This is a genomic window from Streptomyces sp. NPDC012637, assembly GCF_042954805.1.
Taxonomy (GTDB): domain Bacteria; phylum Actinomycetota; class Actinomycetes; order Streptomycetales; family Streptomycetaceae; genus Streptomyces.
On the sequence record NZ_JBIBDS010000009.1, the window covers coordinates 186,789 to 202,584 of the forward strand.

16 protein-coding genes and 6 tRNA genes are annotated in these 15,796 nt (G+C 74.4%); 10 read left to right on the top strand and 12 right to left on the bottom strand.

Annotated features, from left to right (window positions below; all coding sequences use genetic code 11):
* The first annotated feature begins 58 nt into the window (after window positions 1-58).
* A complete protein-coding gene (locus tag ACFY8W_RS31595) occupies window positions 59-2,476 on the top strand; it encodes an SCO7613 C-terminal domain-containing membrane protein (RefSeq protein WP_391112663.1) in 2,418 nt (805 codons plus the stop codon).
* Window positions 2,477-2,551: 75 nt separating this feature from the next.
* On the opposite strand, the gene ACFY8W_RS31600 is transcribed toward ACFY8W_RS31595, so the two are convergent.
* Both ACFY8W_RS31600 and ACFY8W_RS31605 read right to left on the bottom strand, forming a co-directional pair.
* A tRNA-Val gene (locus tag ACFY8W_RS31600) sits at window positions 2,552-2,626 on the bottom strand.
* Between the two features lie 54 nt (window positions 2,627-2,680).
* The gene (locus ACFY8W_RS31605; RefSeq protein WP_391112665.1) at window positions 2,681-3,172 is read right to left on the bottom strand and encodes a TIGR02611 family protein; all 492 of its coding nucleotides are present in this window, start codon (window positions 3,170-3,172) and stop codon (window positions 2,681-2,683) included.
* A 189-nt stretch (window positions 3,173-3,361) separates the two neighbouring features.
* Between ACFY8W_RS31605 and ACFY8W_RS31610 the strand changes: the two genes are divergently transcribed.
* Together ACFY8W_RS31610 and ACFY8W_RS31615 are read left to right on the top strand one after the other, a co-directional pair.
* Window positions 3,362-3,775 (top strand): SsgA family sporulation/cell division regulator, encoded by a 414-nt coding sequence (locus ACFY8W_RS31610; protein WP_015032345.1) that lies wholly within the window; start codon window positions 3,362-3,364, stop codon window positions 3,773-3,775.
* Between the two features lie 191 nt (window positions 3,776-3,966).
* On the top strand, window positions 3,967-4,524 hold the full coding sequence (locus ACFY8W_RS31615; protein ID WP_391112668.1) for a CGNR zinc finger domain-containing protein: 558 nt from the start codon (window positions 3,967-3,969) through the stop codon (window positions 4,522-4,524).
* Between the two features lie 30 nt (window positions 4,525-4,554).
* Here ACFY8W_RS31615 and ACFY8W_RS31620 read toward each other — a convergent pair whose 3' ends face one another.
* Window positions 4,555-4,719, bottom strand: coding sequence for a hypothetical protein (locus ACFY8W_RS31620; RefSeq protein ID WP_391112671.1), 165 nt, complete (start codon window positions 4,717-4,719; stop codon window positions 4,555-4,557).
* A gap of 133 nt (window positions 4,720-4,852) precedes the next feature.
* The gene (locus ACFY8W_RS31625; RefSeq protein WP_391112674.1) at window positions 4,853-5,278 is read right to left on the bottom strand and encodes a hypothetical protein; all 426 of its coding nucleotides are present in this window, start codon (window positions 5,276-5,278) and stop codon (window positions 4,853-4,855) included.
* A gap of 135 nt (window positions 5,279-5,413) precedes the next feature.
* Between ACFY8W_RS31625 and ACFY8W_RS31630 the strand changes: the two genes are divergently transcribed.
* Window positions 5,414-5,926, top strand: a complete 513-nt coding sequence (locus tag ACFY8W_RS31630; protein WP_391112677.1) for a DsbA family protein — start codon at window positions 5,414-5,416, stop codon at window positions 5,924-5,926.
* 187 nt (window positions 5,927-6,113) lie between these two features.
* Here ACFY8W_RS31630 and ACFY8W_RS31635 read toward each other — a convergent pair whose 3' ends face one another.
* The 3 genes from ACFY8W_RS31635 to ACFY8W_RS31645 are packed head-to-tail and all read right to left on the bottom strand — an operon-like array spanning window position 6,114 to window position 8,886.
* Window positions 6,114-6,950, bottom strand: coding sequence for a GNAT family N-acetyltransferase (locus ACFY8W_RS31635; RefSeq protein WP_391112680.1), 837 nt, complete (start codon window positions 6,948-6,950; stop codon window positions 6,114-6,116).
* Window positions 6,951-7,006: 56 nt separating this feature from the next.
* A complete protein-coding gene (locus ACFY8W_RS31640; protein ID WP_391112682.1) occupies window positions 7,007-7,837 on the bottom strand; it encodes an aminotransferase class IV in 831 nt (276 codons plus the stop codon).
* Window positions 7,834-8,886 carry a chorismate-binding protein gene (locus tag ACFY8W_RS31645; RefSeq protein WP_391112685.1) on the bottom strand — a complete coding sequence of 351 codons (1,053 nt, stop codon included), beginning with the start codon at window positions 8,884-8,886 and terminating at the stop codon, window positions 7,834-7,836. The genes ACFY8W_RS31640 and ACFY8W_RS31645 overlap by 4 nt, the downstream gene beginning before the upstream one ends.
* A gap of 264 nt (window positions 8,887-9,150) precedes the next feature.
* On the opposite strand from ACFY8W_RS31645, the gene ACFY8W_RS31650 reads away from it, so the two are divergent.
* From ACFY8W_RS31650 to ACFY8W_RS31670, 5 genes are all read left to right on the top strand, one after another.
* Window positions 9,151-9,223 (top strand) — tRNA-Gly (locus ACFY8W_RS31650).
* A gap of 39 nt (window positions 9,224-9,262) precedes the next feature.
* A tRNA-Cys gene (locus ACFY8W_RS31655) sits at window positions 9,263-9,336 on the top strand.
* A 1-nt stretch (window position 9,337) separates the two neighbouring features.
* Window positions 9,338-9,409, top strand: a tRNA-Val gene (locus tag ACFY8W_RS31660).
* Window positions 9,410-9,443: 34 nt separating this feature from the next.
* A tRNA-Val gene (locus tag ACFY8W_RS31665) sits at window positions 9,444-9,515 on the top strand.
* A gap of 28 nt (window positions 9,516-9,543) precedes the next feature.
* Window positions 9,544-9,618 (top strand) — tRNA-Val (locus tag ACFY8W_RS31670).
* Window positions 9,619-9,704: 86 nt separating this feature from the next.
* Here the strand turns inward: ACFY8W_RS31670 and ACFY8W_RS31675 are convergent.
* The 3 genes from ACFY8W_RS31675 to ACFY8W_RS31685 form a co-directional block, all read right to left on the bottom strand.
* Window positions 9,705-9,977 carry a zf-TFIIB domain-containing protein gene (locus tag ACFY8W_RS31675; RefSeq protein WP_391112688.1) on the bottom strand — a complete coding sequence of 91 codons (273 nt, stop codon included), beginning with the start codon at window positions 9,975-9,977 and terminating at the stop codon, window positions 9,705-9,707.
* A 39-nt stretch (window positions 9,978-10,016) separates the two neighbouring features.
* Window positions 10,017-10,949, bottom strand: a complete 933-nt coding sequence (locus ACFY8W_RS31680; protein WP_391112691.1) for a phosphotransferase — start codon at window positions 10,947-10,949, stop codon at window positions 10,017-10,019.
* A gap of 423 nt (window positions 10,950-11,372) precedes the next feature.
* Window positions 11,373-11,540, bottom strand: a complete 168-nt coding sequence (locus ACFY8W_RS31685; RefSeq protein WP_391112694.1) for a hypothetical protein — start codon at window positions 11,538-11,540, stop codon at window positions 11,373-11,375.
* Window positions 11,541-12,066: 526 nt separating this feature from the next.
* Here ACFY8W_RS31685 and ACFY8W_RS31690 point away from each other — a divergent pair.
* Window positions 12,067-13,302: a protein kinase gene (locus ACFY8W_RS31690; RefSeq protein ID WP_391112697.1), complete on the top strand. Its 1,236-nt coding sequence runs from the start codon at window positions 12,067-12,069 to the stop codon at window positions 13,300-13,302.
* 175 nt (window positions 13,303-13,477) lie between these two features.
* Here ACFY8W_RS31690 and ACFY8W_RS31695 read toward each other — a convergent pair whose 3' ends face one another.
* Both ACFY8W_RS31695 and cobA read right to left on the bottom strand, forming a co-directional pair.
* Window positions 13,478-14,296, bottom strand: coding sequence for a TrmH family RNA methyltransferase (locus tag ACFY8W_RS31695; RefSeq protein ID WP_391112700.1), 819 nt, complete (start codon window positions 14,294-14,296; stop codon window positions 13,478-13,480).
* 105 nt (window positions 14,297-14,401) lie between these two features.
* On the bottom strand, window positions 14,402-15,634 hold the full coding sequence (gene cobA / locus ACFY8W_RS31700) for a uroporphyrinogen-III C-methyltransferase (protein ID WP_391112703.1): 1,233 nt from the start codon (window positions 15,632-15,634) through the stop codon (window positions 14,402-14,404).
* Window positions 15,635-15,796: the final 162 nt, after the last annotated feature.

Sequence of the window (15,796 nt, forward strand, 5' to 3'; positions counted from 1 at the left end):
CCGGATCTGAGTACGCGCGCGCATCCCGTCTCCCTGTGTCCGGCGCCACACTCCGGCTATGGAATCCTCCCTGCCTCCCGCGGAAGAGCTGGTGCTCGTCGACCGCGAACTGGCCCGGCTCGACGCGCGCCGGGCGCAGTTGCTCGTCCGCCGGGACTGGCTCCTGCGGGTGCTGAACGCGCAGCGGGTCGCCGTGCCGGTGCCGCAGCCGCCCGCCCCTGCGCCCTGGGGCACGCCCCGGGCGCCCCGGCCCGAGGCGACGCCGCGCGGCACGCAGAACGTGCTGCTCACGCTGGGCGGGGTGCTGCTGACCGTCGCCGCGCTGGTCTTCACTCTGGTCAGCTGGGGCTCGATGGGCATCGGCGGCCGGTCCGCGGTCCTGGCGGCCGTGACCTCGGCCGCGCTGTCGGCCCCGGTGGTCCTGCTGCGCCGCGGGCTGCGGTCGACGGCGGAGTCGGTGGCGGCGCTCGGCCTGGTCCTGACGGTGCTCGACGCCTACGCCCTGCACCGGGTGGCACTGCCGGAGACAGACGGACCCGGGTACGCGGCGGCGGCGTCGGCGGTTCTCGCGGGTGTCTGGGCGGCGTACGGCTCCGCCCTGGGCCGGCTGCGGATCCCGCTTCCGGCCGCCGTGGCCGCCGCCCAACTGCCGCTCCCCCTCGGAGTGCTGGCCGCCGGCGGCGGTGTCGTCCCCTTCGCGTGGGCGGCGCTCGCGACGGCGGTCCTGGACCTCGTGGCCGTGCTGTGGGCCGGGCCGCTGCCGGTGCGGGTGACGGCGGGCGTGGGAGCGGCCGGCCTGGGCGGCTGGGCGCTGCTCACGGGTCTGTTCCTGTCCTTCGAGACTCCGCTGCGCGGGGCTCCGCTGCTCCTCGCGTGCGCCGCGGTGCTGCTGTTCCTCGCGGTGCGCCACCGCGGCTCCGCGCTCGCCTCCGCCGTGGGAGCGGGGCTCGCGGTGGTCGCCGCGGCGGGCGGCCTGCTGCGGGCCGTCCTGCCGGAGGCCTGGGATGTCCCCGGCTACGCGCTGGGCGGCGTGGTCCTGGCGGCCGGGGCGTGGGGGGCCGGCGGGATCCGGAGCCTCCGCGGGGGCGGAGGTGCCGGGGCCGCCGGCTCCCCGTCGTCGCCGGGTGCGGTGCGGAACGGGCTCGCCCTCGCGGGCGGCGGCGTGCTCGGCCTCGCCGTGGCGTGGGCGGTGCCGCCGGTGGCGGCGGGACTGCTGGGGCCGCTGGCCCGGCGGACGGCGGTGTGGTCGGGCGAGCACTCCGCTCCTGTCCTGACCGGGTATCCCGCGACCGCCTCGCTGGTGCTGTCGCTCGCGGCCGTGGCCCTCGCGGTGGTGCCCCGCGCGTGGGCCCGCGCCGGGGTGCTGCTGCTGGTGTGGGCGCTGCTCACCTCGCTGCCGGTGTCCCTGGAGCTGTCGTACGCGGTGACGCCGGCGGTCCAGCTGGCGGCCACGGCCGGGGCACTGGCGATCGCGGTGCGGCCCGGGGTGCTGCTGCGGGGCGTGGAGCCCTCGGCGGTCGTGGGCCGGCTCGCGTTCGCGTGCGGGCTCGGGTCCGCGGCCGGGGCGGTGGCCCTGGGGCTGGACACGCAGGGGGCGACGTTCGCGGTGCTGGGGGTGCTCGCGGTCCTGTTCGGCGGGGTCGCGGTGGTGGGCGACGGCGCCCGGCGGCTGGTCGGGGCCTGCGCGGCGGTGCTGGCGGTGGCGGGTCTGGCCGGTGCCGGGGCGGCGGCCGCCGGGTTCGGGCCGGCGGTGAGCGGTCTCGTGCTGCTGGCGGTGCCGGCCGGGACGGCCGGCGTCGGCGGGTGGCTGCGGCGGCACCCGGTGGCCGTGGCGGTGGAGGCCACGGGCGCGGCGGTGGGGCTGTGCGCGACGGTCCTCACGGTCGGGCGGCCCGCGCTGCTCGCGCTCGCGCTGGCGCTCGGCGGGGTGGTCGCGGCGGCGACGGCGGTACGGCCCGAGCGGCGCCCGGTCGCCTCGTGGGTCGCGGCGGCGCTGTTCCTGCTCGCCACGTGGGTGCGGCTGGCGGTCTGGGAGGTGACGGCGCCGGAGGCGTACGCGCTGCCGGTGACCGTGCCGGCCCTGGTGGTGGGTGTGCTGCGACGGCGCCGCGACCCGGAGGCCTCGTCGTGGACGGCGTACGGGCCGGGTCTGGCGGCGACGCTGGTGCCGAGCCTCTTCGCGGCCTGGGTCGACCCGCACTGGACGCGTCCGCTGCTCCTGGGCGTCGCGGCGCTCGGGGTGACGCTGATCGGCGCGCGGTTCCGGCTCCAGGCGCCGCTGCTGCTCGGCGGGGCGGTGCTGGCCCTGGACGGGCTGCACGAGCTCGCGCCGTACGTGGTGCAGGCGGTGGGCGCGCTGCCGCGCTGGCTGCCGCCGGCCCTGGCGGGCCTGCTGCTGCTCGCGGTCGGTGCGACGTACGAGCAGCGGCTGCGGGACGCCCGCAGGCTCCGCGAGCGGCTCGGCCGGCTGCGCTGAGCGGCGCCGGGCCGCGGGTCCCGGGGAACGCCGAGGGCCCGGAGACGGTGATCGTCTCCGGGCCCTCGGTCCGGGTGGTGGGCGATACTGGGTTCGAACCAGTGACCTCTTCGGTGTGAACGAAGCGCTCTCCCACTGAGCTAATCGCCCGGGCGCACCGCAAACATTACCCCATGTCAGCGGCCCTCCCGAACCACCTCGGGGTCATTGGTCGATCTTCCACGGCATGACGAAGCCGAACTTCCACAGGTAGATGCCGAGCAGCACGGCGATGATCACCAGACCCACCGTGGTGAGGATGATGTTCCGGCGCCGGACCCTGGGATCGAGGGCCCGCTGGGCGGCCTCGGTGACCTTCCGCTTGGTCCAGCGCAGCACCAGCTGGGCCCAGACGAACTCGGTCGCCCAGATCGCCATGCCCGCGAAGATCACCAGCCAGCCGGGGCCGGGCAGCGGCAGCATCACGATGCCGGCGCCGACGACGGCCAGGCCGACGACGAAGACGCCGACCTGCCAGCTCAGGTGCAGGGTCCGGCGGGCCTTGATGAACTCCGGCGCCCGCGATCCGAGAGGCGCCTCCTCGGTGCTCCCGGAACCGCTCTCCGCCGTGTTCGCCGGCGCGACGTCCGGCTTCTCCGCACCGTTGCCCCCGTTCGCCGCGGACTCGCCGGTGCGCTCGTCACTCTCCGCATTCATGACCCCAACTTACCGGACCGGACCGGCGGGCTGAAATGGCGGTATTACCCAAAGTTACATACGCCCAGACGAGCTACCTGAACGATCACAAAACAGACAGAGGGGTTTACAACGGCACCGTAGGTGGCATGTCGATTTCGCCGACGTGCGAATCCCCGAGCGCACACTGAGCGAAAGGCCCTGGCGCTTATGAACACCACGGTCAGCTGCGAGCTGCACCTGCGCCTCGTTGTGTCGAGCGAGTCATCACTGCCTGTACCCGCGGGCCTGCGGTATGACACGGCCGATCCGTATGCCGTGCACGCCACCTTCCACACCGGAGCCGAGGAGACGGTCGAATGGGTCTTCGCCCGCGACCTTCTCGCCGAGGGCCTGCACCGGCCCACCGGCACGGGCGACGTCCGAGTCTGGCCGTCCCGCAGCCACGGCCAGGGAGTCGTCTGCATCGCACTGAGCTCCCCCGAGGGCGAAGCCCTGCTCGAGGCCCCGGCGCGGGCCCTGGAGTCGTTCCTGAAGCGGACCGACGCTGCCGTGCCACCTGGCACCGAGCACCGACACTTCGACCTCGACACGGAGCTCTCCCACATCCTGGCCGACAGCTGAGCCAGGCCAACAGCCGCACGGCGCCGTCCGACTCGGGGAGACGGCGCCGCGCGGGCAGTCGCGTACCTCCACCATCGGCGCTCCCCACCGCGCAGCCGGCGCGGTGCGGGGCGCCGATGCCCGTTTCCGGGTCGCGCTAGAGTCAGCGCAATTCCGCGGGCGCCCGCCCGCAGCCGGCCAGGGAGCGAATCGTGCTGATCCCCCACGACACCCGGATCGCCCTCGACACCGTCGTCGATCTGATGAACACCGCCCCGCGGGGTGACCGCGACGACGAGCTCGGGGACGTCCAGGCGCTGCAGTCCTTCGTGCACGCCCACAAGATCAGCGACGTGGGCACGCTCGGAGCGGACGACCTGCGCGCCGTGCTCGAGGTGCGCGAACGCTTCACGGCCGTCTTCTCGGCGCCCGACGCCCGGATCGCCGCCACGCTGATCAACCAACTGGTCGCGGGGGCCGGCACCACGCCGCAGCTCACCGACCACGACGGCTACGACTGGCACGTGCACTACTTCGCACCGGGCGCCTCGGTCGCGGACCACCTGGCGGCGGACTGCGGCATGGCGCTCGCCGTCATCGTGGTCGCGGGCGAGCAGGAGCGGCTGCGCCGCTGCGAGGCCCCGGACTGCGGCCGGGCCTTCGTCGACCTCTCCCGCAACCGCTCGCGCCGCTACTGCGACAGCCGCACCTGCGGCAACCGCCTGCACGTCGCCGCCTACCGCGCCCGCCGCAAGGAAGCCGCGGGCTGAGCCCGTCCGGCCTGCCTGCCGCACCCGGCCTCACAGCAGGAAGAGGTCGTGGAGGGCGGCCATGAGCAGCAGACCGCCGATCACCCCGAGGAAGATCATCAGCGGCGGCTGGGAGAGCGCGAACAGGCAGCCGCGCGGCTCGTCGGCGGGAGCGGCAGTGGGGGTGGGGACGGGGTCCCGTGAGGTATCCAGCATCTCGGGGGGATGATGGGGCACGGAGCACCCCCAAGATCCCGCAACACACCCCGCGACACGCCCCGTTCACCCCATCCCGTGGCGGGCGCGACCGAGAAGCGTCAGAACCGGTCAGACGGCGGTCGGATCCCGGTCAAATTCCGTGCTTCTTCAGGATCGCCTCGATGTCGCTGAAGTCCTCGTCGGCCGCCTGCGCCCGCGGCTTCGCCGCCGGACCGCGCTGACCGGCACCGAGCGACGGCGCCGACGCGGACGGCGCCACGGCGGTCCGGCCCTCTCCCCCGGCGGTCTCCTTCCGTCCGGCCCGGCGCCGCTCGATCGCCCGCGTGGACGAGAAGAGCAGCCACGCCGCGCCCAGCACGCCGAAGCCGGCCCAGGCGACCGGGCTGAAGGCCGTCTCCGCCAGCCACTCCACCGCGCCCGTCATCACCAGGCCCAGCGGCACCAGCGCGTACGCGGCGATCCGGGCCGCGGCCAGGAACCGCTTGCGGAAGGCCGTGATCGCGGCGATGCCCAGGCCCGCCGCGGCCACCGCGGAGCAAATGGTCTCGGCAAGCATGCGGTCCTCCTGGTCCCGGCTGATACGTCCCTTCCATCCTGCACCGCCCCACCCCCGCCCGGCCATGCCCCGGGCCCCGGATCAGGGAGATCTCCGGGTCGTCCCCCAGGGACGACCGGATGGGAGACTCTTCCCATGAGTGAGTCCACCACCCCCGCCTCCGCCGTCGTCCTGGAGGCCTGGTTCGACCTGCAGTGCCCCGACTGCTTCAAGGCCCTCGACGATGTCCGCGCCCTCCGCGCGAAGTACGGCGAGCGCCTCGACGTCCAGCTGCGCCACTTCCCGCTGCCCAAGCACAAGCACGCCTACGCCGCGGCCCAGGCCGCCGAGGAGGCCTTCGAGCAGGGCAAGGGCTGGGCGTACACGGAGGCGCTGCTCGCCAGGACCGCCGAGCTCGGCGAGCGCGGCGAGCCGGTGCTCCTGGAGGTGGCGGGCGAACTAGGCCTGGACGCCGAGGAGTTCGACACCGCGCTGATCGACGGCCGGCACCTGCTGACCGTCGACGCCGACGAGGCCGAGGGCAAGGCGATCAAGGTCACCGGCACGCCCACGTACGTCATCGGCGGCGAGCGCCTCGACGGCGGCCAGAGCCAGGACGGCCTGCGCGAGCGCATCGAGGAGATCGCCGACGGCCTGCTGAAGGGCTGACCCGACGACGACCGGCGAGGCGCCGCACGCCCCGAGCCCTTCCGGCGGATCGGGCCGGAGAGGCCGCGGCGGACGCCGCGGCCCCGGGACCCCGAACCGCCGGACCGGCCACAGGGCGTGTCCTCCGGATCCTGCCGGCGTCCCGAGGCCCGCCGCTCCTCGACCCGGCCCGATCCGAAAGCACCCCCTACAGCGTCTTGGCGCTGTTGAGGTGGGTCGTGCGGTAGCCCAGCGACTCGTAGAGCCCGATCGCCGTGGTGTTCCCCGCGAAGACGTGCAGCCCCAGCAGGGTCTCGCCGGCCGCGAGCGCCGCCCGCTCGGCGACCAGCATCAGCCCCCGGCCGTACCCCCGGCCGCGCTGCTCCTCGGCGACCTCGACCTCGTACACGAAGCCCGTCCACCGCTCCGGCTCCAGCTCGATCCGGCCGCTCCACAGATAGCCGACCACCCGCTCGTCCCGCACGGCCGCCATCACGGTGACGCCCGGCGTGGCCAGGCCCTGGGGCAGGAAGCGGCGGCGGCTGTCCTCGGCCTTGGCGCGCGCCTGTTCCTCCGGCACCCCGCGGTCGATCCAGCTCCGCGCGAAGGCGTCCATGGAGCGCGCCGACCACTCGGCGAACTCCTCCTCCGTCACCGGGCGGTGGACGAAGCCCTCCGGCAGCGCGGGCGGCTCGGACGGCAGCTCCTTGAGCATGTTCCGGCTGCGCTCGGTGTAGCCGAGCGAGGCCGCCATCCGCATCGCTCCCGGCGCGTCCGTGGGCACCGAGATCCGCACCTGGTTGCAGCCCCAGGAGCGCAGCACCTCCTCGGAGGCGAGCGCCGCCACCGTGCCCCGGCCGCGGCCCCGGTCCGGTGCGTCGACCCGGAGGTCCGAGATCACGCCCAGAGCGGCCCCGAAGCCCGGATCCGTGGCGAGGTGGACGGAGCCGACCCGACGGCTGTTCACGCAGATGTCGTAGGTGCGCGAACGGCCGCCGTCGGCGGACTGCTGAAGCGGCTCGGAGGGCCGCAGGGTCGTGGTCATCACTGGTGTTCTACCCACCCCGCCGCCGTCCGTCATCAGGATTTGCGCGGCGCCGCTCAGCCGAGCCGCGGGTCCCGGTCCTGCGCCGCGCGCTCCTCGAAGACCCGCATCGCCTTGGCCGTGACCGGCCCCGGCGCCGCGGCGAGCTGCCGGTCGTCCACGCGGTGCACGGCCTGGACGTCACGCAGGGTCGAGGTCAGGAAGATCTCGTCGGCGCTCTCCAGGACGTCCAGCGGCAGGTCGGTCTCCTCGGCACCGGTCCACTCCACCGCCAGGGCGCGGGTGATGCCGGCGAGGCAGCCGGAGGCGACCGGCGGGGTGAGGATGCGGCTCTCGACCACCACGAAGACGTTGGAGCCGGTGCCCTCGCAGAGCCGGCCGACCGTGTTGCCGAACAGCGCCTCCGAGGCGCCCCGCTCGTGGGCCCGGGCGAGCGCGACGACGTTCTCGGCGTACGAGGTGGTCTTCAGGCCCGCGAGGGCGCTGCGCTCGTTCCGGGTCCAGGGGACGGTGATCACGGCGGTGGAGTCCGGGCGCCGGCTCGTCTCGCCGAGGGCCACGACGAGGCTGGGGCCCGCGTCTCCGCGCTCCGAGCCGAGCGGCGAGAGGCCGCCGGTGTACGTGATGCGGAGCCGGCCGAGCTCCACCGGGTTGGCCTCGAGGACGGCGGCGCAGGCGCGGCGGACCTCGTCGAGGTCCGGGTCCGGCAGGCCGAGACCGCGGGCGGAGCGGGTCAGCCGCTCCAGGTGGAGGGTGAGCGCGAACGTTTCGCCACGCTCGGCCTTGACCGTCTCGAAGATGCCGTCGCCGACGGTGAGACCGTGGTCCAGGACGGACACCCGGGCGGTCTCCGCGTCGTGCAGTCCGCCGTTGACCCAGAGTTTCATCGAGATATGGCCTTTCCGCTCGCCTCGTACGCGCCCGACGCTATCGCGACCAGACGGGCGGCCTTGAGCTCGGTCTCGGCCCATTCGCGCTCGGGGTCGGAGCCCCAGGTGATGCCGGCGCCGGTGCCGAAGCGGAGCATGCCCTCGGCACGGTCGATCCAGAAGGTGCGTATGCCCACCGCCAGCCCGGCCGTGCGCCGGTCGGCGTCGACCCAGCCGATGCCGCCGCAGTAGGGACCGCGCGGAACGGTCTCCAGGGCCTCGATGATCCGCAGGGCGCTGGACTTGGGGGCGCCTGTCACGGAGCCGGGCGGGAAGGTCGCGGCGAGCAGGTCGCGCCAGCCGGCCCCGGCGCGCAGTTCGCCGCGCACGGTGGACACCAGGTGGACGAGGCCCGGGTGGGGTTCGACGGCGCACAGCTCGGGCACGGTGACCGAACCGGTGGCGCAGACCCGGCCCAGGTCGTTGCGCACCAGGTCGACGATCATCACGTTCTCGGCGTGGTCCTTCTCCAGGAGGTCCTCGGCCGTCCTGCCGGTGCCCTTGATCGGACCGGACTCCACGGTCGCGCCCGCGCGGCTCAGGTACAGCTCGGGAGAGGCGGTGGCGATCTCCACGCCGTGCGCGGGCAGCCGGACCGTTCCCGCATAGGGGGCGGGGTTGCCGCGGGCGAGGAGGGCGGTGAGCGCGTCGACGTCGGCCCCGGCCGGATCCGGCAGCGGCGCGGACATCACCCGGCAGAGGTTGGCCTGGTAGACCTCGCCGCGCGCGATGTGCTCGCGCACGCGGCGCACGCCCTCCGTGTACGCGGCGCGGTCGAGCGAGGACGTCCAGTCGCCGGCCGCCGGTCCGCGCCAGGCGCCCGGGACGGGCGCGGGGACCGGGTCGGGCCGCACGTCACCGAAGCGCGCGCAGGTCAGCCGGCCCTCGAAGTCGGCGACGACGGCCCAGAAGCCGGACGAGTCCAGGGCCTCGGGGTCGTGGGTGACGTCCCGGAGATCGGTGGCGAGGAGGCCGCCGAAGCGGGCCAGAGGAGCGAGGGAGTGCACATGGCGAGTCTAGGGCGGCGAGGGCGACCCGACCGGTGGGAGCAGTGGGACGGGAGGACCCGGAGGGACGGACGCGGCCGAGGGGGCGGAGGAGGCGCCGGGAGCCACCTCGGGAACACGTGGAGTGAACGCCGTACGAACGCTCCCGAACCCGTCGGCGCGGGTGCAGGTCAGCACGCTGCGGAAACGCGTTTTTGTGCTGGCCCAGGAATCCGCTAGAGTTCAACACGTCGCCGGGACGCGCAAGCGAAACGGAAACGACAAGCGGACGTGGCTCAGTTGGTAGAGCATCACCTTGCCAAGGTGAGGGTCGCGAGTTCGAATCTCGTCGTCCGCTCGATGTGGGGGATCATCCCGAACCCCCGTATTCACTCCTGGTGGAGTGGCCGAGAGGCGAGGCAACGGCCTGCAAAGCCGTCTACACGGGTTCAAATCCCGTCTCCACCTCCAAGGACGATTAGCTCAGCGGGAGAGCGCTTCCCTGACACGGAAGAGGTCACTGGTTCAATCCCAGTATCGTCCACTGGACCTTCGGGTCCTGGATCTTCGGATCCCCCGCGCGATTAGCTCAGCGGGAGAGCGCTTCCCTGACACGGAAGAGGTCACTGGTTCAATCCCAGTATCGCGCACGCAGTACCCGCACCCTCGGGTGTGCCCGCGCGATTAGCTCAGCGGGAGAGCGCTTCCCTGACACGGAAGAGGTCACTGGTTCAATCCCAGTATCGCGCACCAGACAGAGCCCCCGGCCGTTCAGCGGCCGGGGGCTTCTTCGTGTGCGTCGTGTGCGGACAGGCCCCCGGAGGGGCCCCCGCTCGGCGTCAGGAGGAGAAGAGCATCCGCCCGAAGCCGCGGTGGTGGCCGCCGTGGTGACCGTGGCCGCCGTGGTGCGGGGCGCCCCAGGCCGGGGCCGCGGGCTGCGCCGGGTAGGCCTGCGGGGCGGGCGGGGCCTGCACCCACTGCGACTCCAGGCGGGTCAGCGCCTCCAGCTCCCCGTAGTCCAGGAAGATGCCCCGGCAACCGCTGCACTGCTCTATCTGCACGCCGTTGCGGTTGTACGTGTGCATGGGCGCGTGACACTTCGGACACTGCATGCGGACTCAACTCCCTGCCGTTCGAATGGTGCTCTCACCTTAGGGGGACGCCGGCGGAGCCAACTCGGTTCGGAGCGATGCGATTCGGGCGCAGGTGTCGATCATCACCTGCTCCACCTCGTCCAGCGGGCGGCCCTCCGCGGTGGACTTCGCGAGGGCGAGCGCGGAGGTCTGGACCGTCAGGGCGCGGGCGGGGATGTCGAGGCGGGCCCAGGGGTCGCCGCCCGGGCTCGTGGTCGCCGGGCCGCCGGCCGACTCGTACGCGGCGAGGAAGCGGGACCAGACGTCGGGCGCCAGCAGGCCGGCCGCGAACCAGGCCGCCGGGCGCGCCAGGTCCCAGGCGGGGTCGCCGACGCCGAGGTCGTCGACGTCGATCAGACGCCAGGACGGTTCCGGTCCGGGCCGCCCGAGCCGGACGAGCTGCCCCAGGTGGAAGTCGCCGTGGCAGAGGGCCCGGGGCGCCGGGAGGTCGGGGAGGGTGCGCCAGGCGCGGAGCACCGTGGCCGTGGCCGGATGGGCGGGGGCCGCGCGCCGCATGCGGTCCACGGCGAGCGCCGCCTTCTCCGGAGCGCGCATGGCGGGGAGCCCCGGCGGGGGCGGGGTCCGGTGCAGGGCGGCGAGCAGCCGTGCGGCCTCCTCCCAGGGTGCGGCGTCGGGCGCGTCCGGGTCGACCGGCGTGCCGTAGGGCCAGGCCGTGAGGAGGCGGTCGTCGAGTTCCGCGCGCGGCCCCGGCAGGGGTGCGAGGAGGACCTGCGCCAGGCCGGGCTCCGCCGCGAGCGAGACGCGCGACCGCAGCTGCTGCCGGTGGCCCTCCGGCGCGTGCGCCTTCAGGACGAGGCCTCCGTGCCGTACGACCGTGCCGTCGTCCCGGTCGGCGAGCAGGGCCACCGGGCAGCGGCAGGGCGGGGCCTCGGCGGGGTGCGCGGCCTCCCGCGCGAGCGCGTGCAGCTGTACGAGAACGGTCTCCTCCACGCGGGGAGCCTACGCGGGGCCGTGCGCGGGGCGCGGGGGCGGCCCGCACAGGGCGGAAGGGGGCCGTGGCCGGGCCACGTGCGCGGGTCGCGTCGGGTCTCGTCGGGCCGCGCCACGGCGGGGCCCGCCGCTTCGGGTCCGGGCGGGTCGGGCCGCGTCGGGCGCGGCCCGCTTCAGGTCCGGTCGCGCCGCTTCGGCTCCGGTCGGGTCGCGCCGCGTCGGGTCCCGTCCGGTCGAGGGTCGCGCACGTCGGGTCGGCGTCGTACTCCGCCGGTCGGGAGGTCCCGGCCCGGAAAAGCGCGAGGGCCGGTCAGCTCCCCAGCTGACCGGCCACACGCTGCCGTCCGCCGCACCCCCGTCCCCACGGGGTTGATTGGCCGGATGTCCCCGACCCGGGCCGCTCTCCCGGGTCCGGAGCGCCGCTCAGCGCCCCAGCATCACGCCCACGGACGACGCCTGAGTGACCACCGCGTCCCAGCCGCCGAAGACGACCACGAGCAGGGCCGCGAGAGGGAGGACCATGGCGGTCGCCACCAGCGGGTGACGGCGGCTCGAAGGGCGGGTGTTCAACCGCGGGGCCGGGTACGCCATGGTTCCTCTCCTGTCGTGTCGGACGCGGCGGGTGCGGTGACCTCGGGGGACGAGTGCTGCACCCGCCGCTCGACAACCAATCTAGGCAGCGGCGGGCCCCTGGGCGTCCTGCCTGCGTACCGGCTTCCGGGCCTCCCGGAGGATGACGGCCGTCCGCTCGGCGTACTCCCCTGGGTGGAGACGGCCGCCCCGGAGTGGGGGTCTTCCCTGAGGGGACGGCCGGGGTCCGGCGGAAGATGACCGGGCGATGGCCACAGCACGGCCGGAGGGAGTCCGGGTGGCCGGAGGTGAGACCCCGGAGACGGTGCGTGACGTCGCTCACGTTTGGCGCGGGCGACCGGGGTGTCGGGACGACGGATCTCCAACGTCCTTGATATGAGGGAGTGTTGGCGAGTGGCGTGACTGACCCCTCCTCAAGTGTCCCCCTCAGCACTGACAATCGATGCGGCGACGAGGGCGCGGCCTGTGAGCACGCCGGGGCGGGGCTACGTAAGCTGTGCCACGTCGAACGGACGAGGGGACGGACATGGCGATGATGCGGCTCCGGCGCGAGGACCCGCGGATCGTCGGGTCGTTCCGGCTCCACCGCAGGCTGGGCGCCGGCGGGATGGGAGTCGTGTACCTCGGCTCCGACCGGCGCGGGCAGCGCGTGGCGCTCAAGGTGATCAGGCCCGACCTGGCCGAGGACCAGGAGTTCCGGTCCCGGTTCGCGCGCGAGGTGTCCGCCGCCCGGCGGATCCGCGGCGGCTGCACCGCCCGCCTCGTGGCCGCGGACCTGGAGGCCGAGCGCCCCTGGTTCGCCACCCAGTACGTGCCCGGGCCCTCCCTGCACGACCGGGTCGCCGAGGAGGGTCCGTTGCGGGCCTCCGACGTCGCGGCGATCGGCGCCGCCCTGTCGGAAGGGCTCGTCGCCGTCCACGAGGCCGGTGTCGTGCACCGCGACCTCAAGCCGTCGAACATCCTGCTCTCCCCCAAGGGACCCAGGATCATCGACTTCGGGATCGCCTGGGCCACCGGCGCCAGCACCCTCACCCACGTCGGCACCGCCGTCGGCTCGCCCGGCTTCCTCGCGCCCGAGCAGGTCCGGGGCGCGGTCGTCACGCCCGCCACGGACGTCTTCTCGCTCGGCGCCACCCTCGCGTACGCGGCGATGGGCGACTCCCCCTTCGGACACGGCAGTTCGGAGGTCATGCTCTACCGGGTGGTGCACGAGGAGCCGCATCTGCACGGCGTGCCGGACGCCCTCGCCCCACTCGTCCGGGCCTGTCTCGCGAAGGACCCCGAGGAGCGGCCCAGCACCCTCCAGCTGTCCATGCGGCTCAAGGAGATCGCCGCGCGGGAGGCCCAGGGCCTGCCCGCCGCCGCCCGGCCGCCCGGTCCTCGGGAGCGCGTCGAGGAGCGCGGCGCCGTCCGGCCCACGGAGCGGTACACGGAACGGACGACCGAGCGCACGACCGAGCGGTCCGTGGAGCAGGGCGGGGAGCGGCAGCCGGCCGCGGACCGGCCCACGGGCGGCCAGGACCGTCCGGGCGCCTCCCGGCCCTCCGCCTCCCGGCCGTCCTCGTCCCGTACGGGCGGTGGCTCGCGCGGGCAGCAGTCGCGCACCGGCACCCGGCCGGGCACCCGGTCCGGGGGCCGCTCCACGTCCACCGGTCGCCGGCCCGCCAACCCGAGGCTGCTGCGTCAGCGGCTCTTCGTCTTCGTGGTCGTCACGCTGGTCGTCGCGCTCGGCATCGCGGCCGCGCAGGCGCTGCAGGGGTAGCCGGAGCCGCCCGGGCAGCGGAGCGGGCCGGGCGGGGTCCCGAGCCTCCCGCGGGGGCGGCTGGGTCAGGGCTGCGGCCGACGCCCGTCACGGCGCAGAAGCCACGGCCTCGGGCAGCCGCTCATCATCGCGGCGAAGCCACGACTGTGGGCAGCCGCTCGTCACCATGCAGAAGCTACGACTGCGGGCGGCCGCTCGTCACCGCGTAGAAGGCGACGGCCGCCGCGGCGCCGACGTTCAGCGAGTCCACGCCGTGCGCCATCGGAATGCGCACCCACTCGTCCGCCGCGCGAAGCGCCTGCGTCGACAGGCCCTCCCCCTCGGCGCCGAGCATCAGCGCCACCCGGTCCAGCTTGTGCGGCGCCGCGTCGTCGATGGAGGCGGCCCGGTCCGCCGGCGTGAGGGCGAGCAGCCTGAAGCCCGCCTCCCGTACCGCTTCCAGGCCCCGGGGCCAGGTCTCCAGGCGGGCGTACGGGACCGAGAAGACCGCGCCCATGGAGACCTTCACGGAACGCCGGTAGAGCGGGTCCGCGCAGTCCGGGGAGAGCAGCACCGCGTCCATGCCGAGCGCGGCGGCGCTGCGGAAGATCGCGCCGATGTTGGTGTGGTCGTTGACCGACTCCATGACGGCGACCCGACGGGCCGTGGCCAGGAGGTCCGGCGCCGTCGGCAGGGGCTTGCGCTGCATCGAGGCGAGGGCGCCGCGGTGCACGTGGTAGCCCGTGACGCGCTCGGCGAGGTCCGGCTGCACCGCGTACACGGGCGCCGGGACCTCGTCGATGACGTCGCGCATGACGTCCACCCACTTGGCGGAGAGCAGCATCGACCGCATCTCGTAACCCGCCTGCCTGGCGCGGCGGATGACCTTCTCGCCCTCGGCGATGAACAGCCCCTCGGCGGGCTCGCGTCTGCGGCGGAGCTCGACGTCGGTCAGTCCGGTGTAGTCGCGCAGACGCGGGTCGTCGGGGTCGTCGATCGTGATGAGTTCGGCCACGGGGTGATACTGCCTTGTCCTGGGGGTGGTGCCAATGCGTGCGGGGCGCTCTGAGGGCCCGCACGGGAGGATCGGGGGCCCTGTCAGCGGGTCCTTCAGGGGGTCCTAGGCGAGCGGCTTGTCCGGGCCCTCGTTCACCACGTCGCCGATGACGATCACGGCCGGCGGGCGGACCTCCTGGGCCCTGACCGTCTCCGCCACCGTCGCGAGCGTGGCGTCCACGCGGCGCTGGGTCGCCGTGGTGCCCTCCTGGACCAGGGCCAGCGGGGTGTCGGGCGACTTGCCGTGGGCGATCAGCGCCTCGGCGATCTTGCCGATCTTGTCGACGCCCATGAGGATCACCAGCGTGCCCGTGAGCTTGGCGAGCGACGCCCAGTCCACGAGGGAGCGCGGGTCGTCGGGCGCCACGTGGCCGCTGACCACGGTGAACTCGTGGGCGACGCCGCGGTGGGTGACCGGGATGCCGGCCGCGCCCGGGACCGAGATCGAGCTGGAGATGCCCGGGACCACCGTGCACGCGATGCCCTCGGCGGCCAGCGCCTGGGCCTCCTCCATGCCGCGGCCGAAGACGAACGGGTCGCCGCCCTTGAGGCGGACGACGGACCTGCCCTTCTTGGCGTGCTCGATGAGCGCGTTGTTGATGGCCTCCTGGGCCATGAAACGGCCGTACGGGATCTTCGCCGCGTCGATCACCTCGACGTGCGGGGGCAGTTCGCTGAGCAGGTCGCGCGGGCCGAGGCGGTCCGCGATCACCACGTCCGCCTCCGCGAGGAGCCGACGGCCGCGGACCGTGATCAGGTCCGGGTCGCCGGGGCCGCCGCCGACCAGGGCGACGAACGGGGTGCGGGCCCGGCGCGCGGGCGCCGCCAGGGAGCCGTCGCGCAGGCCTTCGACGACCGCGTCCCGGACGGCCGCCGAGCGGCGCGGGTCGTGACCGGTGAGGACCGCGACCGTCACGCCCTCGCTGTGGCCGGTGGCCGGGGTCCAGGCGGTGGCCGCCTCGGCGTCGTCGGAGCGGACGCACCAGGTCTTGGTGCGCTCGGCCTCGGCGGAGATGGCGGCGTTCGCCACCGGGTCCGTGGTGGCGACCAGGGCGTACCAGGCGTCGGCCAGGTCGCCCTCCTGGTAGCGGCGCTTGATCCAGGTGATCTCGCCCGTCTCGGCCATCGCGTCCACGGAGGGGGTCGCGGAGGGTGAGATCAGGGTGACCTCGGCGCCCGCCGCGATCAGGGCGGGAAGACGGCGCTGCGCCACCTGGCCACCGCCGAACACGACGACACGGCGGCCGGCGAGGCGGAGTCCGACGGGGTAGGCGGGGTGCTCGGCGTGGTCGGCCATGGTGCGGGCGGCTCCTCTGGAGGCGGTGCTTGGCGCACCTCACGATATCGGTGACCTGCGGGTTTCACTGTGTGACGGATGTCCCCTCGGCCGAGCGCCGTCGGTCGGGTGCGTGGGGCACGTTCCGGGCCCGCATTCGGGACTGCATGACTGGCGGAGCGG